At 42.6% G+C, this 17,512-nt stretch carries 14 protein-coding genes; 1 reads left to right on the top strand and 13 read right to left on the bottom strand.

The window, feature by feature from the left end:
- Positions 1-46: 46 nt before the first annotated feature.
- The 4 genes from yicI to ACTW1R_RS05705 all read right to left on the bottom strand — a co-directional run bounded on the left by yicI (position 47) and on the right by ACTW1R_RS05705 (position 5,426).
- The gene (yicI, locus tag ACTW1R_RS05720; RefSeq protein ID WP_489927495.1) at positions 47-2,329 is read right to left on the bottom strand and encodes an alpha-xylosidase; all 2,283 of its coding nucleotides are present in this window, start codon (positions 2,327-2,329) and stop codon (positions 47-49) included.
- A gap of 12 nt (positions 2,330-2,341) precedes the next feature.
- Positions 2,342-3,217 (bottom strand): carbohydrate ABC transporter permease, encoded by an 876-nt coding sequence (locus ACTW1R_RS05715; protein WP_008378845.1) that lies wholly within the window; start codon positions 3,215-3,217, stop codon positions 2,342-2,344.
- On the bottom strand, positions 3,214-4,080 hold the full coding sequence (locus ACTW1R_RS05710; RefSeq protein ID WP_489927494.1) for a carbohydrate ABC transporter permease: 867 nt from the start codon (positions 4,078-4,080) through the stop codon (positions 3,214-3,216). Before ACTW1R_RS05710 ends, ACTW1R_RS05715 begins: the two co-directional genes overlap by 4 nt.
- 71 nt (positions 4,081-4,151) lie before the next feature.
- The gene (locus tag ACTW1R_RS05705) at positions 4,152-5,426 is read right to left on the bottom strand and encodes an ABC transporter substrate-binding protein (protein ID WP_489927493.1); all 1,275 of its coding nucleotides are present in this window, start codon (positions 5,424-5,426) and stop codon (positions 4,152-4,154) included.
- Positions 5,427-5,543: 117 nt separating this feature from the next.
- Between ACTW1R_RS05705 and ACTW1R_RS05700 the strand changes: the two genes are divergently transcribed.
- Entirely contained in the window at positions 5,544-6,491 is a 948-nt protein-coding gene (locus ACTW1R_RS05700) for an AraC family transcriptional regulator (RefSeq protein WP_016608166.1), read from the top strand.
- 81 nt (positions 6,492-6,572) lie between these two features.
- Here the strand turns inward: ACTW1R_RS05700 and ACTW1R_RS05695 are convergent, their stop codons facing one another.
- The 9 genes from ACTW1R_RS05695 to ACTW1R_RS05655 form a co-directional block, all read right to left on the bottom strand.
- On the bottom strand, positions 6,573-8,000 hold the full coding sequence (locus tag ACTW1R_RS05695; RefSeq protein ID WP_128431841.1) for a 6-phospho-beta-glucosidase: 1,428 nt from the start codon (positions 7,998-8,000) through the stop codon (positions 6,573-6,575).
- A 16-nt stretch (positions 8,001-8,016) separates the two neighbouring features.
- Positions 8,017-9,888, bottom strand: a complete 1,872-nt coding sequence (locus ACTW1R_RS05690; protein WP_325836312.1) for a beta-glucoside-specific PTS transporter subunit IIABC — start codon at positions 9,886-9,888, stop codon at positions 8,017-8,019.
- A gap of 116 nt (positions 9,889-10,004) precedes the next feature.
- The gene (licT, locus tag ACTW1R_RS05685; RefSeq protein WP_010747835.1) at positions 10,005-10,841 is read right to left on the bottom strand and encodes a BglG family transcription antiterminator LicT; all 837 of its coding nucleotides are present in this window, start codon (positions 10,839-10,841) and stop codon (positions 10,005-10,007) included.
- A 227-nt stretch (positions 10,842-11,068) separates the two neighbouring features.
- Positions 11,069-12,115, bottom strand: coding sequence for a DUF2189 domain-containing protein (locus ACTW1R_RS05680; protein WP_196228629.1), 1,047 nt, complete (start codon positions 12,113-12,115; stop codon positions 11,069-11,071).
- A 241-nt stretch (positions 12,116-12,356) separates the two neighbouring features.
- The gene (locus tag ACTW1R_RS05675; protein WP_270290537.1) at positions 12,357-13,172 is read right to left on the bottom strand and encodes a carbohydrate ABC transporter permease; all 816 of its coding nucleotides are present in this window, start codon (positions 13,170-13,172) and stop codon (positions 12,357-12,359) included.
- Positions 13,173-13,193: 21 nt separating this feature from the next.
- Positions 13,194-14,078 carry a carbohydrate ABC transporter permease gene (locus ACTW1R_RS05670; protein WP_156235441.1) on the bottom strand — a complete coding sequence of 295 codons (885 nt, stop codon included), beginning with the start codon at positions 14,076-14,078 and terminating at the stop codon, positions 13,194-13,196.
- 30 nt (positions 14,079-14,108) lie between these two features.
- Entirely contained in the window at positions 14,109-15,419 is a 1,311-nt protein-coding gene (locus ACTW1R_RS05665; protein WP_156235443.1) for an ABC transporter substrate-binding protein, read from the bottom strand.
- Positions 15,420-15,589: 170 nt separating this feature from the next.
- Complete coding sequence (locus ACTW1R_RS05660; protein ID WP_016608173.1) at positions 15,590-16,702, bottom strand: NADH-dependent flavin oxidoreductase; 1,113 nt, start codon at positions 16,700-16,702, stop codon at positions 15,590-15,592.
- A gap of 172 nt (positions 16,703-16,874) precedes the next feature.
- Positions 16,875-17,246: a MarR family winged helix-turn-helix transcriptional regulator gene (locus tag ACTW1R_RS05655; RefSeq protein WP_016608175.1), complete on the bottom strand. Its 372-nt coding sequence runs from the start codon at positions 17,244-17,246 to the stop codon at positions 16,875-16,877.
- Positions 17,247-17,512: the final 266 nt, after the last annotated feature.

Raw genomic sequence — 17,512 nt, 5'->3', positions numbered from 1 at the left:
TACCGTCCTTGATAGATACCCATCAAGAACGGTAGGTTTTATTTCCCTATTCAAAGACGGTCATTTCTTGTCCGTCCATAGTGATCAAGCTGCCAAAAGGATGTCGTTGGGCATTTGCAAAGCTTCGATTGCGAAACAGCACCTGAACCTTTCCCAACCCTTCCATACAAATTCGATAACCGCTCGCCTCTGGCTCAACAGAGATTGTTCCAGTTGGCACGCCTTGCTGATCACAGACTTCAGCAGAAACTGCTTCCGTTATTTCAAAGGCATGAACGATCAGGTTTTTGGTGTAGTCATAGGCGGCGGTCTGTTCAACGCTTCCTTCAATGATCAGTGAATTCGGTCGTACCATCAACGGTAGATGGAAATAGTCATAGCGTTCTTCCCACCATTTTTGGCCTTCATAGCGTTTGTTGTCTAAATAATTTGTCCAAGTTCCAGCTGGCAGATAGAACGGAACCTTTCCTTGCTCATTAAAAATCGGCGCAACTAGTAAGCGATCCCCCAGCATATACTGCTTATCAATGGCATAAACCGTCTGATCCTCTGGGAACTCTAGCATCAACGGACGCATCAGGGGAATGCCCGTTTTTGCAGTGTCTGCTGCTTGACGATAAATATAAGGCATTAGGCGGTTTTTCAATTTTGAAAAAGATTGACTGACTTTTGCTGCTTCTTCTCCAAAATTCCATGGTACCCGATATTCAACATTGCCATGGTAACGACTGTGGGTCGACAATAAACCAAATTGCGTCCAACGTTTATACAAGTCGGGAGTCGCTTGTTCTTCAAACCCGCCGATATCATGGCTCCAAAATCCAAAACCAGATAAGACAAAGGATAAGCCACCACGCAGAGACTCTGCCATCGAAGAATATTCAGATAAATTGTCGCCTCCCCAATGGACAGGAAATTTTTGGGAACCGACAGAAGCAGAACGGGCAAAAAGAACGGCTTGATTTTCCCGCATTTCCGCCAGCAGTTCAAAGACGGTTTCATTGTATAGATAGGCATAATAATTGTGCATTTTTTTTGGATCTGATCCGTCATAATAGACAGCATCTTCAGGGATCCGCTCACCGAAATCCGTCTTAAAGGAATCAACACCTAATTCAATCAATTCCTTTAAGCGATCTTTATACCATTGACGAGCCTCTGGATTGGTAAAATCAATGATCCCTTGTCCAGCTTGCCAAAGATCCCACTGCCAGACTTCACCTGCTTGGTTCTTAATAAAGTACCCTTTCTCTTTGCATTCTTGGTATACAGAGGCTTTTTGCCCAATGTAAGGGTTGATCCATAAACTGACTTTTAATCCTTTCTCATGGATTTTCTTTAGTAATCCTTTCGGATCAGGAAACAATTCGTCATTCCATTCAAATCCACACCATTCAAATTCCTTCATCCAGAAACAATCAAAATGAAAGACATCAAAAGGAATATCACGAGCTTGCATTTCATCGATAAAGTGCATCACTGTTTCTTCACTATAATCAGTCGTAAATGAAGTGGATAGCCATAAGCCAAAAGACCATGCTGGCGGTAAGGCGGGTTTTCCTGTCATGTCGGTGTACTTTTCTAGAATGGCTTTCATATCTGGTCCATAGATGATGTAATAGTCCAGACGCTGCCCCTCGACACTGAATTGCGTGCGGGAAACGTTCTCAGAAGCCACTTCAAAGGAAACCGCTTCGGGATGATCAACAAAAATACCGTAGCCTTTATTCGTTAAATAAAACGGAATATTTTTGTATGCCTGCTCGCTACCCGTACCACCGTCTTGATTCCAAATATCAACGGTTTGACCGTTCTTGATAAAAGGAGTGAACCGTTCCCCTAATCCGTAAACAAGTTCATAAGGATCTAGCGAAAGCTGTTCTCGCATATACTGCTTGCCGTCATTTCCCGAAATTTTAGCCTGTGCTTTAGGCATGGAAGAAGTCAACAAGCTACCTTCTCCGAAAAAGTCGATTTTAAAAGCCGCTTGTTTAGGGACTTTCGCTTCCAATGATCCAGATTTGAAGATATACATGTCTTCGTTATCGGTATCGATCTTCACGTCTGCCGGTTGAGTATCTAGTGCAAACGACGGGGCCTGCATCGTCTGGTCATGATGCACCAAGCTGACTTTGATTACATCGTTTTGCGGAGTTGAAAACGTGAGTGTGGTTAAACCAAGGTTTAAGGTATCGCCACGCCGCTGAATCTCTTGATAGGGCAGATAAAGGGTCAATTGCTCCTTTTCTACCTTATGATCATAAGCAATTCGGGGATGCTCAAGTTGGACGCCTTCTTTTGCCAGCCAATAGCCATTTGTAAATTTCATCTTCTTTTCCTCCTACTTTACTGCACCATCTGAGATGCCTTTCACTACATGTTTTTGCAAGGCAATAAACAAGAGAATGATTGGCAGAACAACAATCACCAGAGCGGCTAGCGCTAAATGCCATTGCTTGTTAAATTCGCCGAAGAAATAAAACATCCGCAAGGGAATCGTATACATTCCGGCTTTATTAATACTTAATGAAGGCAATAAATAGTCATTCCAAAACCACAATGTATTCAAAACAATCACCGTTACCGTCGTTGGTTTCAACAAAGGCAATATTACTTTCCAATAAATCTGAAAGGTATTCGCCCCATCAATGATCGCTGCTTCATCCAGCGAACGTGGAATGCCTCTTAACGCACCATAATACAAAAAAGTCGACATACTGACAGCCAATCCCAAGTACATTATCATTAGACCCGGCTGATTTAACAAATTCATTCGTCCAAAAAGAGAAATCAGTGGAATCATGATCCCTTGAAAAGGGATCAGCAAGCCGATGGCAACAACAAAATAGAGGACTGAACTTAAGCGGCTGGTATTTCTCGATAAAGCGTATGCTGCCATTGAAGAAACAAAGACCACCAAGATCAAAGAACCGACAGTAATCAACAATGAATTCATTAAACTTCTGATGAAATCCAGTTTTTCTAACGCCTCTTGATAATTCTCAAAGGACAATCCGCCAGGCAGCGACAACGTACTCTGAAAGATCTCTGCTTTTGTTTTAAATGAATTGATCACGATCAAGAAAAACGGATAAAACCATAAGCACGCAAGTAAAAGGCCACTTACGATCAGCAGACTGTGCTGCAGCTTTTTTTTCTTCTGCCGTCTACTTTTTGTATTCCCCTTTTTAGTAGAGGAGTGACGAGTCTCGATCATGCGCTGATCTCCTTTCTGCGGGTAATTGAGATTTGAATAATGGAAATAATGACAATGATCACCAGAAATATCATCGCTTTTGACTGAGCAAAGCCCATTTTCCTCATTGAAAAAGCTTCATTGTAAATATTCATGGCTGCCATCTGAGTCGAATTAAACGGTCCCCCCTGTGTCAACGCCAAGTTTTGATCATAGATTTTAAAGGCATTTGACAGCGTCAAAAACAATGTTACGGTAAACGCGGGCATCAGCATGGGTAGTTTGATTCGGAAAAAGACTTGTAGCGGATTGGCGCCGTCCATATCTGCTGCTTCTAAAATTTCTTCTGGAATATTATTTAGAAACGAAATATAGATCAACATCATATACCCGCTCATCTGCCAGACGAACAAGATAACCAAACCCCAAAAACCTGTTTCTGGTGTATTCAACCAGCCATTAAAAAAATTGATCCCAGTCAAATCGGCGATACTCTCGAATGCTTTATTAAAAATAAATTGCCATATAAATCCTAGTATGATCCCACCAATTAAGTTCGGCATGAAAAAGACGGTCCGAAATAGAGTGGTCCAGCGTCCCAGTTTTTGTGTGACTAAAGTTGCTAACAACAGCGCGATGACATTGATCAAGATCACACTGTAAACAGAAAATTTCGCCGTGAACAACAAGCTGTTAATGAACGCCTGATCTTTAAAAGCGCGCAAGTAGTTTTCCAATCCGATAAAGTCGCTGATCGTATTGCCGTTCCAGTTGTTCAGTGAGTAATATCCCCCTGTAAATAAAGGAATAAACAGAACGACCAATAATGCGACGAATGCCGGTGCTAGCAGCAGCCAAAATGATTTTGAACGATTTGTTAACATACAGCTCCTCCTATGATTTCCTTGATTTTGCCTATCCTGCGCGCATCACTGCAGGATAGGCATCACTTTGGTTATTGACGTTCTTGCGCCCAGCTGCTTTTCAGCTGATCAGTGAACTCAGTCCATGAGATTTGATCGGCTGCATAGGCCTGGAACTGAACCCCAAAAATATTTTGTCCGTATCCATCTGGATAAGAGTTATGGACCCAAGGAACCGTTTGTCCATTCGTTAAATACGTATAAATGTCATTGGACAACGGATCAGAAATATCGTCACTGGAGAAGTTCGTATAAGCTGGAATAAACTCAAAATCATCGATGATCGCGGTCATCGCCTCTTCATCGGTATACATCCATGTCAAAAATTGTATGGAGGCATCGATCACTTCTTGTTCCTTATCTTTGTTGACACCCCAATACCAAGCTGGTCCGGCTACGATTTTGCTGCCGTCTCCCACTTGCATTGGGACGATCGCTAATTTTTCTTTTGCAAATGTATCATCCAAGCTGTTTAATGTAGGAACGATCCAATTGCCTTGATGAATGATGGCAACCTTCTCACTGGCAAATAATTCTTCGACTGACGTGCTGTAATCCATTGATTCCAACGGTTGAGCATTGTATTGGATCGCCAGATCAGCGTAGTCTTTCAGTTGTGCCTCATAAGTTAAATGAAGCTCTTTGGCTTCCAGTGTTTCTTTCAAGCTATCATTAAATTCAGGTGCAAAAAAGTTCGAACTGAATTGACTGGAAACCCATGTTTCACCGCCGCTGAAGCCGAATACACCGTCTAATCCTAACTCTTCTTTCTTACTATCTAACGTTTCTACTGCCTCCTTAAAATCGGCAAATGTTTCAATCGCTTCACTATCGATTCCCGCTTGCTGAAACAGCTCTTTATTGATCAGCCAACCGTAGCCTTCGATATTCATCGGCAAGCCATAGACTGTCTCATTCAGTGTTGCCCCTTCCAACGTTCCCTCAATTGCTTTTTGGGCTAATTCTGTTTCCCCAAGGTCATATAACTTGTGTTCCCATGTTTGCGTATCTGCTAGTCCCCCCAGCATAAAAATGTCCGGTTCATCACCAGATGAAAATTTTGATTGGAGAGCCGCTGTGGCGTCCGTTCCTCCACCTACAGTAGTCATATTGATTTTTATGTCCTCATGGCTTTCTTCAAAAGCCGCAACCAATCGATCCATATGTTCTGCAGTCTCTGTCTTGATGTTAAAAACTTCTAGTGTTACACTACCATCATCTGAGGTACCGCTTCCAGAATTTCCGCAACCAGCAATTCCGATCACACTTAACATAGTAGCAGCCGTCAACAAAATTCTCTTTTTCATCATTGTTCCCTCCTCAATCAATTCGAACACAAATTGATTATATTGATATTTCGGCCCTTCTGTAATCGTTATCTTAGCCGAAATACCTTGTAATATTGATGAAAACGGAGGAGACAGATGGTGACCCAACCCTATATTTTTACGCCAAACCCTAGTGAATATGATATTGATACTTCTTTAAAAGAGATCACGGAACATGGTGACAGCTTGTTTCCAGTCAGTGTTTATTTGACAAATCATCCTGCTGATCAAGCAAATATGATCCACACCCATTGGCATCGCGAGCTTGAGATCCTATATATTTTTCGAGGAAAGATGGAAATAAAGGTCGAAGGTGTTTCTTACATCGCTAAAGAAGGCGAGCTTGTATTTATCCCTGCCAATCAGCTACATGAGGCATTAAATTATCAGCAAACAGCTTGTACCTTCTTTGCTATCGTCTTTGACGCGACCTTTATTGAGAGCCGCGTCTCTGATTTGATCCAGCAGTCCTATCTGGACCCGTTGCTCCATTCCGCGGATCAGCAAGCGATTCACATCACAAGTGATTTCGTTTCTCATATGAACATTCAACAGGCATTGACTCATATTATAGATTTATTTGCATTAAAGGAACCATTGTATGAGCTGGCGATCAAAGCGGAACTCTTTTTATTTATTAAATATCTTTGTCAAAATAGCCAATACATTAATCGCAATAAGAAACCTATCGACAGTAAAAGCAAACTCAATACGTACAAATGCAAGAAAATCCTACTTTTTATTGAAGAAAATTATCAACGCCCAGTGACACTTGAGGAAATCAGTCAATATATTGGCTATAGCAAAGAACATTTCTGCCGTTTTTTTAAAAGAAATTTCCAGATGAGCTTTTTTACCTATCTAAATAAGTTCCGCATCAAAAAAGCGGAGTATCTCTTACTCCATACGGATTTAAAAATCATCGAAATCGCATTGGAAACTGGGTTTGATGATCCGAATTACTTTACGACACTTTTCAAAAGGGAGACCGCTTTGACCCCTTCCAACTATCGCAAACGACCGAGCAACACCACGAGTTTATAATTCTGAAAATCAATAAAACAAGGGTATCCCGCTAGTTGAAAAAGCGGAACACCCTTGTTTACTTTTTATAAATGAACTGGCTTAAGCCAAATCTTCCCCATTTGAGGCAATCACCTTTTTGTACCAATAAAAGGATTGCTTTTTGCTGCGGGCTAATGTGCCATTGCCTTCATTGTCGCGATCGACATAGATATAGCCATAGCGTTTCTTCATTTCTCCGGTTCCTGCAGAAACCAAATCGATACAGCCCCATGAAGTATAGCCCAACAGTTCCACACCGTCTTGGTCAATGGCTTCTTTCATCGCAGCGATGTGCGCACGTAAATACTCGATGCGATACACATCATTGATTTTTCCATCTTCGTTTGGTGTATCCACCGCTCCTAGACCATTTTCGACGATGAAAAGCGGTTTTTGGTAACGATCATAAAGATCATTCATCGTGATCCGCAAACCAAGCGGATCAATCTGCCAGCCCCATTCCGACGCTTCTAAATACGGATTTTTAATGGTCGGGAACAAGTTGCCTTCCGTTTTCTCAACACCGGAATCTTCTGAAGCAGCGACCCGAGAGGCATAGTAAGAAAAGGAAATAAAATCGACGGTATGGGCTTTTAATAAAGCCGTATCTTCGGCGGTTTGTTCCAAAGTGATTCCTTTTTCCGCTAGCATCTTCAAACCATAATTTGGATATTCTCCTCGCGATTGCACATCGATAAAGAAATAGTTGCCGCGATCGCTTTTTTTGCTTTCCCAGACATCTTTCGGATTGCAGCTGTAAGGATAATAACTAGCCGCTGCCAGCATACAGCCTACTTTGTTTTCTGGATCGATCTCGTGGGCGATTTTTGTTGCCAACGCACTAGCGACTAACTCATGATGAGCAGCTTGGTATTTAATTTGTTCTTCATTTTCGCCCTCAGCAAAGGTCAGCCCTGCACCGAGAAACGGGGCATGCAAGATCATATTGATTTCATTAAAGGTCAGCCAGTACTTCACCAATCCTTTGTAGCGAGTGAAGATCGCCCGACAAAGATTTTCATAAAAGGTGATCATCTTACGGTTGCGCCAACCGCCGTATTCTTTGATCAAATGGATCGGACAGTCAAAATGCGTGATCGTCACCAAGGGTTCGATTTGGTATTTGCGGCACTCCAAAAACAGTTCCTCATAAAAGCGCAAGCCTTCTTCATTAGGGGTTTCTTCATCGCCCTTCGGAAAAATTCTTGACCAAGCAATCGATAAACGATAGGTTTTAAAGCCCATCTCCGCAAATAAGGCGATATCTTCTTTGAAATGATGGTACATATCAATCGCTTCTTTTGCTGGATAAAAATACCCTTCTTCAAAGGCAAGCATCTCACGCTTGCCGGTAATGACTGCTCGTCGGTCCTTGCCAGTCGGAATCACATCGACATTGGCAAGTCCACGCCCCCCTTGATCAAACCCGCCTTCACATTGATTGGCGGCTGTAGCGCCGCCCCATAAAAAGTTTTCTGGAAATCCCATGTCTTATTCTCCTTTTTTAGCCGATCACTTTGATGATTTGATCGCCAAACGTAATCGGACCACTGTTTGCCGTCAAAATGTCGCCCACTTCTGCACTGTTGGTGATAACGATCGGCGTGATCACTGGATAACCTTTTTCTTTGATAAACTCGATATCAAATGTAATCAATGGATCACCAACTGATACTTTTTGCCCTTTTTCTACTTGATAGGCATAGCCTTCACCATTCAATTGCACCGTATCGATCCCCACGTGAATCAGCAGCTCAATGCCTTCCTCACTGGTCAATCCAATGGCATGTTTGGAATCAAAGACTGCTGTGACAGTCCCGTTGACTGGTGCTAGCACTTCTCCAACGGTTGGCTCGATCGCTACCCCTTGTCCAAGAATTTCTTCTGAAAACATGCCGTCATTGACTGCTTGTAGGTTTTTCAGTTCCCCTTTTAAAGGTGCTTTGATCTCCGCGCCGCTGATTTGATGGGTTGGTTCTTGCTCTTTGTCTGTTGGTGTTGCTTCAGGTGCTTCTTCTGTGACAGGGTCTTTGTATAAGAATAATGTCGCAATAAATGTGACCACGATACTGATTGCCGCACCAATGCAGGCATTGGTCAAATGACGTAAGGTGTCATCGCCGATATAGCTTGGCAAAGTCAATAGGCCCGGTGAACCGCCTGAGAAATTGCGGACACGCATGATTCCCATAAACAGACCCCCAAATCCGCCACCGATCATTGCTGCATACAAAGGTGTTTTAAACCGTAAGTTGACCCCATACAACGCTGGTTCAGTGATGCCGAATAGACCTGTCAGACCAGCAGAAAATGCCAATTGTTTGATTGTAGAATCTTTTGATTTGAAACCAACGCCGATAGCTGCAGCTCCCTGACTGACGTTTGAAGCCAGCATGCCAGGATAGATCACTGTATCATAACCTGTGGTCATTCGGTTGTTGATACCGATAGGAACCAATCCATAGTGGGTACCCGTTGCCACGAACAATGGGGTGAAGGCACCGATCAATAACGGAACGATCCATGGGCTGACCGTTTCTAAGGCTTGGATCCCTGCGGAAATCGCTTCACTGATCATATAGCCTAGGGGACCTAAAGCAACTAATGCTACCGTCCCTACGATGAAGATCGTCAGCAACGGTTTGCTAAAGAATTTGATTGCTTTTGGTGAGACCTTATCAGCAATCGGTTCAACGTAAGACATGAACCAGACACTTAAGATAATGGGGATCACCGATGATGAATAGGTCACTGGTGAAATCGGCAAACCGAACAAATGGATGCCGCCACCTGACTCATTGACTGCTGTCACCATACCGATGAAGTTGGGATGCAGTAAAATTCCACCCACCATCATCGCCAGATACATGTTGGCTTTGAACTTTTGCGCAGAAGAAGCAGCCAGTAGAATCGGTAAGAAGTAGAACGCAGCATCTGCCATAAAGTTTAGGATTTGGTAACTTTGACTTTCTGCCGTCAAGACATTGAAGACCACCAGCAACGAAAGGACCGCTTTTAACATCCCAGCTGCCGTGATGGCTGGCAAGATCGGGGTGAAGATCCCAGTGATCGTATCGATAATTTTCGCTACACGTCCCCGATCGTCTTCTTCTGTTTCTTGATCACTAATCAAATTGGTTTGGGCAGTGATTTCGTTGTAGACATTGCCAACATCACTGCCGATGATCACTTGGTACTGTCCACCTTTGTTGACCACACCCATGATGCCTGGTGTGTGTTTTAAGGTACTTTCTTGGGGTTTGCTGTCATCTTTCAAGTTGAAGCGCAAGCGGGTCGCACAATGGGTCAAGCTTTGGATATTTTCTTCCCCACCAACATTGGTGATGATCGTTTTTGCTAACTCTTTGTAATTCATGTCGTTCCTCCTATTTTGGTCCTTCGTTTGCTTTTCGTGTGTCAAAACATAAAAAAATACCTAAACGAACCCCTTGGGAGTTCATTTAGGTATAGCCTGCCAATCCAGTAACAATCCTAAGCACTTGTTATTCGTTTGATGTGTATAGTTAAATAGATCAATTCGTCTTCTTCTAACGGTCTACCGAATTCTTTGTTGATGTAGTCGCTGATTTTCAGCGCACACGCATATTCCTTCATGTAGCGGTCTTTCAACATAAAAATAAAACTGCCGGTTCCTGCATCATCGAGCTTTGTTCCGCTGAATAAGCGCTGGACAAAAAATTTCAAATGGGTCACAAAGCGTTCGTAGTTCAATGAATACTCATCAAGCTCCATTGAAAAATGATATTTGACGATGTTCAGGATATGCTGAATGATCTTCGCCATTTCCGATACTTGACTGACCTGCGCCATATCCAACTCCGCATTGACGATGTGCAATGCAATGAAGCCGGCTTCATCTTCTGGCAGCTCGATCGCCAAGCGATTTTTGATGATCGATAACGCTTCTTTGCCAATGAGGTATTCATGGTTATAAAACCGCTTGATCTCCCATAGCAAGGCATTTTTGATTTCCATGCCATTTTGATAGCGCTCGATAGCATAATTGATATGATCGGTCAGCGTCAGAAACAATTTTTCGCTCAATTTTTTCCCAAGGGAAACTTTTGCAAAACTGATGATCTCATTCGCTGCTTGAATATGTTCGATAGGGATAGAAGAAAGTAATTGGGTTAGTTTTGTGACATTCCACTCTTGTGTACTGAGATAGACTTTTTCAATCTTGGTATCGTCGATCACATCGCCTGGCTTTTTCTTAAAGCCTAAGCCTTTGCCCATGACGACCAATTCTTGTTTTTCCTCATTCTCAGAAATCACAATGTTGTTATTGATCACTTTTGTTACGTTCATTTTAACGACCCTATTCTTCTTTAGATTTCTTCACACAAAAAAATAGGTATAGCCCGCCTAAAGCGGTAACAATCCTCAGAGCCAGTGTAGCATGAGAAAAATCACTCGTCAATGGGGATTTTTAACCGCTTGTTTAAAAGCAGAAAACAGCGCTGCTGCCATTTGAGTCTTTGGCAGAACGCTGTTCAATGGTTTATGGATCACTAACTCTCTTTGTGAGAGGTGAATTAGATACGATTTTCGTGGTCAGCAGTTTTGACTAAGTTTGCACCCACCATACCACCAATTGACGTAAGAACGAGTCCTAAGACCATTGCCACAAAGCCCCAAATGGACGCTTTGGCGGTTGCATCACTTGCTTCTTCCGCTTTTTGACGAGCGTCTTCCACTGCTTGGTCAATGTCTTGTTTGGCTTGTTCAAGATTTTGTTGTGCATTTTCGATTTGTTTTTGTGCTTCATCAGAAGCATCTTGTAAGCCGTTCACGATATTGTTCGTTGCTTCTTCCGCTTCTTGTTGGCTTAGATCTGTGTTTTGAGCCACTGCATTTGAAATTGCTTCTTCATCCACTGAATCACCGATCGTTGTAGCACGATCTTGCAATTTACTTGCTAAATCATCAATGATTTTATCGGCATCATTTGGATTGGTTGCAATGTCTTTGCCAGCATCTTTGATGTCGTTTGTCGCATCAGACAATTGATTTTGCAAGTAGTCTGGTTGCAATTCAGGAACATCGGTATCTTGTAAAACATCATTGACGTTTGCTTGTAATTCATCTGTATTGACGTCTTCCATGTTTCCTGTTATTTCATCGAAGGCTTTTGAAGCGACATCGCCAGCACCAGATGCCACTGTTTCAACACCACTGCCGACAGCAGAAGCAACGTTTCCTAAAAGTGAACCGACTACAGAAAAAGCACCGATCGTTAAGTAAGAGAGCATAACCATCATCACGATCATACTTGTTGCCCATGTTAAGAAACCATGAACCAATCCGACACGTCGAGCAGCAACACCAGAAACAAAACCAGCACCGAATAATGCCAAGACGAAGGTAATCACTGTCCAAATCAATAGTCCTGTCCCAACACCATCTAATGGATTATTTGATGTTGGTTCCACCAAACCAAAACCGATTGCTGAGCCGATCATTGACAGTGTCATGAACAATGCGATAAATGTTACGACCCCTGCAAAGATAGACCCCCAAGACAAATTGTAGCCTGCCTCCCGCTCATCTGAACCTAAATAATTTCTAAATCCTCTTTTCATCATTACATCCCCTTTTTGTTTTTTTAACCTGAATTAAGTCTAACAACTGATTGTTTTTTTATCAATCAACTCGACTTGCGCTATCTTTTTGTAAGAAAAATGAATGATTCTGAATTGTTTGACTATTTATTAAAATAATGCCTCTCACTGCAATTGTTTTTTATCTGGGGAAAGCTATTTCACCCCCTGCGTTAAGCCTTCCCCAACCTTTTGGAGAAGTAGCCAAGCTGGTTATTGCTACTTATAGTTTCAAAGAACCGGTCATGCCTTTCACAAAACCTTTTTGCATAAACAAAAACAATACCAACGTTGGGATCGTTGCAATCACGATCGCCAGCATTTGAACGCCATAATTTGGTACGTAACTGGCTGACGATAAATTGGAAATCAGCAATGTCATGGTTTGACGACTTTCCGTTTGCAAAAAGACCAAGGGTAGCAAATAACTGTTCCATGCGTTCATAAAGGCGTAGATGGCAGCGGCAGCATAGGTCGAGCGCATCATAGGAAAAACGATTCGGAAAAATATCGTGTACTCTGTTGCCCCCTCGATGCGACTCGCATCTAAAATACCGTCAGGAAAAGACTTGAAGTTCTGGCGAAAAAAGAAAATCAGAAACAGGTTATTGACCAATGGCAAAATGACCGCCACGTGCTGATTGACTAGCTGCATTCCTGCCATCATCTTAAACAAAGGGATCACCAAAGTTGCCAGTGGCACCATCATACATAACAGAAAAAGCGCATAAATCCCTTCACTCGCCCGCGTTCGAAACTTCTCAAATCCAAAGGCAGCCAAAGAAGTGACCAGTAGACTGACGAGGACGGTGATCAATGAAATCTTGATGGAATTCCACATGATCAATGGGATGTCGTAATTGCTGAACAGCACCTGAAAATTGCTTGCTAACTGATTCCCAAAAGTCAGTTTCCCTTCGGCAACTTGATTGGCGGTATTGGTAGAGCCCACCATCATCCAGTAAAACGGAAAAATCGAAAAAAATGAGACGATCAGTAAAAATCCATATTTTATGCATCCACCTAAAGTAACTTTCATAGCTGCTCCTTTCTATCGCTTTTATTGATTCGTTTTCGAGAGTTTCAACTGGATCACAGATAAAAGAGCGATGATGATCACTAAGACCCAAGAAAGCGTAGCCGAGTACCCAAAATTTGACGTATAGACAAAGGAGTGATTATAGATCAGTTGGGCGACAGTCAACGTCTCATTGGATGGGCCACCACCTGTTAGATTCACCACTTCATCAAAGAGCTGGATCGTCCCAATGGTGGAGGTGATGGTTGTGAAAACGATCACCGGCTTCAGTTGCGGGATCACTACGAAAAAGAACTTTTGAAACCCATTCGCTCCATCGATCGCAGCTGCTTCTAAGGTGTCATCCGAGATATTTTGCAATCCTGCCAAATAAAAAATCATGTTATAGCCTGTCCAACGCCAGCACAACGCAATAATAACGGTCAGTTTTGCTAGAAGCGGATTATTTAGCCAATCTAGCGGTTGCGTAATCAAGCCAATGTTCAGCAGCCCTTGATTAACGATCCCGCCAATTTGAAACATCATTTTAAATAAAACTGCATAGGAAACCAGCGAGGTGACACAGGGTAGAAACAACGCCAATTTAAAGAAGGAGCGTCCTACAAGCTTCGGCGTGTTCAAAACAAACGCTAGCAGAAGACCCAACAACACCATGATCGGTACTTGAAAGATCAGAAAGATAAAATTATTGAGTAAAGCTTTTTGAAAAATCGTATCCTGCAGCATGCGCAGGTAATTGCCGAAGCCGACAAAAACCGATTGCAGTCCCTGCATACGATGCAGGGAAAGGTATAAGGAATAGACGATGGGATACAGCAAAAAGACACTACTGAATACTAAAGAAAGGCCAATAAATCCCCAGACTTGTTGGTTTTTGGGGCGCTTTTTTCTGATCGTATTTTGCATATTCATCACTCCTTAAGCAACACAAGTCGGCTATTCGCCGACTTGCATCTTGTAGGTGTTTTCTGCTTCCGTCAACATATCATCTAAGGACATGGCACCATCAAAATAGCTTTGCATTCCCCCACGCAAGGCATCCACTGCCGCTTGGGTATTTACCCCGTAATCAACGGCGGGGATGTCCGCCATCCAACTGGAGAAATCTTTATAGATTGGGGCGTCATTAAAGAAAGGATCTTCATATTGATAAGCTTCTCCTTCTTGTGAGGGTAGGTAAGTCCCCACTGCCCCATTTTCTACTAAAATCTCTTGATAGAATTCATCATTCCCAGCAAATTCTTGTTTGAGAAAATCAATGGCCAACGCTTTATTTGGTGAGTCATTGAGCACCAACCAGCTAGAGCCACCCAAGTTCGAGTAAGGTGTCGCTCCAGACACTGTCTCTAATTGGGGAAGATTCGTATAGCCCCATTTTCCCTTTTGATCTTCTGCGGAGCGGATCGTCGCTGAAAACCAGATGGCTGAATTGACTGCTGCCACTTCTCCACTCGTCACTGCACCGATCCCTTCTGGCGCAAAATAATCTACTGGTTTTGCCAACTCTTTTTCTTCGATCGTCTTCAGGATCGGCAGCATTTCACGAATAGCAGGATTGTCTTTCAAAAATATGTTTCCGTCTTCATCAAAATACCATAATCCGGCTGACTGCATCGCCATCTGGATATAATGAGTGCCGCGATTTGGAATAAACGCAACGAACCATTTCCCCGTTTTTTCTTTGACTGTCTCACCAATCTCCACAAATCTGGACCAGGTTAGATTGGTGAGTTCACTTTCATCGATCCCCGCTTCACTTAAATAATCTTTGCGGTAGTAGAGTCCAGCAGAACCTGAATCAAAAGGAACCGCATAAACGCCTTCTTGATAGGTCGCATTCGTTACTTTGTAAGGAGCAAATTGGTCAAAGTCGATGTCTTCCGATAATTCTGCAAATTTTCCTTCGTAGTTCAGCAAATAGTTCTGCACATCATAGTCATCCATCAAAATGATGTCTGGCAAACCTTCGGAGACCCCTGAAGTAAAGGATGAAACCATTTTTTGTTTGGTATCCTCGTTGGACATCTCGACGACATTAAGGTCGATTGCATCATTGTCCGCATTGTAATATTCCCCAGCTTTTTCCATAATTGGAATATTAAAATTTGTGTCCCAAGCCCAAACAGTCAGCGTATTCTCATCTGTACTGGCAAAATCTTGTGAATCTGCTGTTTCTTGATTTCCTCCACAACCAGCGAACAACACCCCTGTGACAATTACTAGCAAAAACAAGCTACTTTTTTTCATTTTTCTCCCTCCAATATGATTCTCTCCTCATCCCCAACAGCATAAAAATAAAGCAAACGCTTACTATTACATCAATTATAAAGAATGATGTTCATAATTGAAAATAATCGGATCGTTCCTCTCCTTCTATCAAAAAACCACCTTCGCCCAAGGCAAAGGTGGTTGTCTGCTTATTTTTCTTCATTTAGGCGATCTGGCATCATGTTTTCCATAAAACCCCAAACGCCGTTTTGTAATACGAGTTCCTCACGTTCGTAAGTAGAAACCGTGGTGCGGATCAACGCATCTTGACCGTCTAAGACTTTTTGTCCCCAATGAGGATCGATCAACAATGCCCGGCCCACTGCTACAAAGTCTGCATGTTCTAGCAAGCCCGCGGCATCTTTCGATGTTCGGACATCCCCTACACCAATCAAAGGAACCCGCTGAGCGATTTTTTCATAGACATACGCCAACATCGATTTTGCTTGGTACGCTTTTGAAATCGATTTGCGGGTATAATCCGCAAGGGAGATGTGCAGATAGTCTAATCCTTTTTCTGCCAGTTGGTCCACTAAGAACAACGTATCTTCAAAGCGAATCCCTGGTTCTTCGAATTCTTCCGGTGAAAAACGATAACCGACGATAAACTCCTTCACACCTGATTGGTCCACTGTTTCCAATACTTCATCGACGAGCTTCTCAATAAAACGATAACGGTTCTCTAGTGAGCCACCCCATTCATCGGATCGACGATTTGAGTGCGGAGAAAAGAATTGTTGGATCAAATACGTATTGGCTCCGTGGAGTTCTACGCCATCAAACCCCGCCTTGATCGCCCGTTCGGTAGCTTTTTTAAAGTTTTCAATAATCGTTAAAATCTCATCTACTGTGACTTCTCGGGGAACCTGGGCATTTGGTCGTTCGGCAGCAACTGCGCTAGCAGAAATCGGTTGTGTTCCTCGTAGGACCGAGTCATCCGTCATCCGACCGGCATGAAAAATCTGTAAAATAGCTTTGGTCCCATTGGTTTTGATGGTGCTGGCTAATTTACTTAATCCAGGTAAAAAGGCATCGTCGTAAGCGCCTAATTCCCCTTCCCAGCCCTTGCCATCTTCTTGGACATTGGCTGCCGCTGTGATGACTGCTCCGACTTCCCCAGAGCGTAAGCCATAGTAAGCCAACTCATCTTTCGTAATCACCCCATCAAAGAAGGACATCTTGGTCGTCATTGGTGCCATAATGATTCGATTTTTCAACTGCAATCCGCGCTTAAATGTTGCTTTATCTGTTACATTTCGCATGGGTTTCCCACCTTTTCCATTGGATTCATTTCGCTTTGTGGATCTGACTGGCTTGGTTGTCCAAAGAGATCCTTAAAGCAAATCGGTGCATCTTTTTTCCCTTTATCAAAATATACATGCACATGCATCTATATTACAAAAGAATCAAGGAGAAAACAAGTGAAAAACATCATTAGTCTAGCATTTCCTCCAAGACTTTTTCAAAAACGACTTTTGAACGCTGCAGTTTCTTTTCCCCTAATTGGGTCAAATCAATATAGATCCCCCGCTTGTCATCTTGACAAGAATGCCGTTCGATCACACCGCACAGCTTGTCTTCCATGCGCATGATCATACGTGACATCGCACTTTGGCTCAGATCAAAATGGGCGATCAAATCATTGAGGCGCATACTATGATTGGGGGTCTTTTCTAAGTAATAAAGCACGTAATACTCATTCAAAGACAGATTGCTTTCTGCTTTGAGGGCTTGCTCCAAACGAGCTTCGATCGCTTGATGCTGATTCGTAAAGGCTAACCATTGCCCCATCCGTTCTTTTTCCATCCTCTTCACCACCCATTCTTCTATACCAAGGTATTTTAATCTAGATCCCTGCGTTACGCAAGTCGCCAGAAATGGCTAACACTTTATTATACAAAATTTGCCAGCTACTGCGGGCGTTCATGAATGTTTTATGATAGAATTGACGAAAAATTCAGCAAAATCTTCCTATTCTTTTTCAGTGTTCTGGACTACAATATCTTTAACACCAAAGAATATTTAAACACTATATCAACATAATTGTGCATTTTCACACAATAATTTGTTTT

Source organism: Enterococcus sp. R12, from assembly GCF_058135755.1.
The sequence above is the reverse complement of the archived record's forward strand: the minus strand, read 5'-3'. Positions and strand labels throughout refer to the sequence as shown.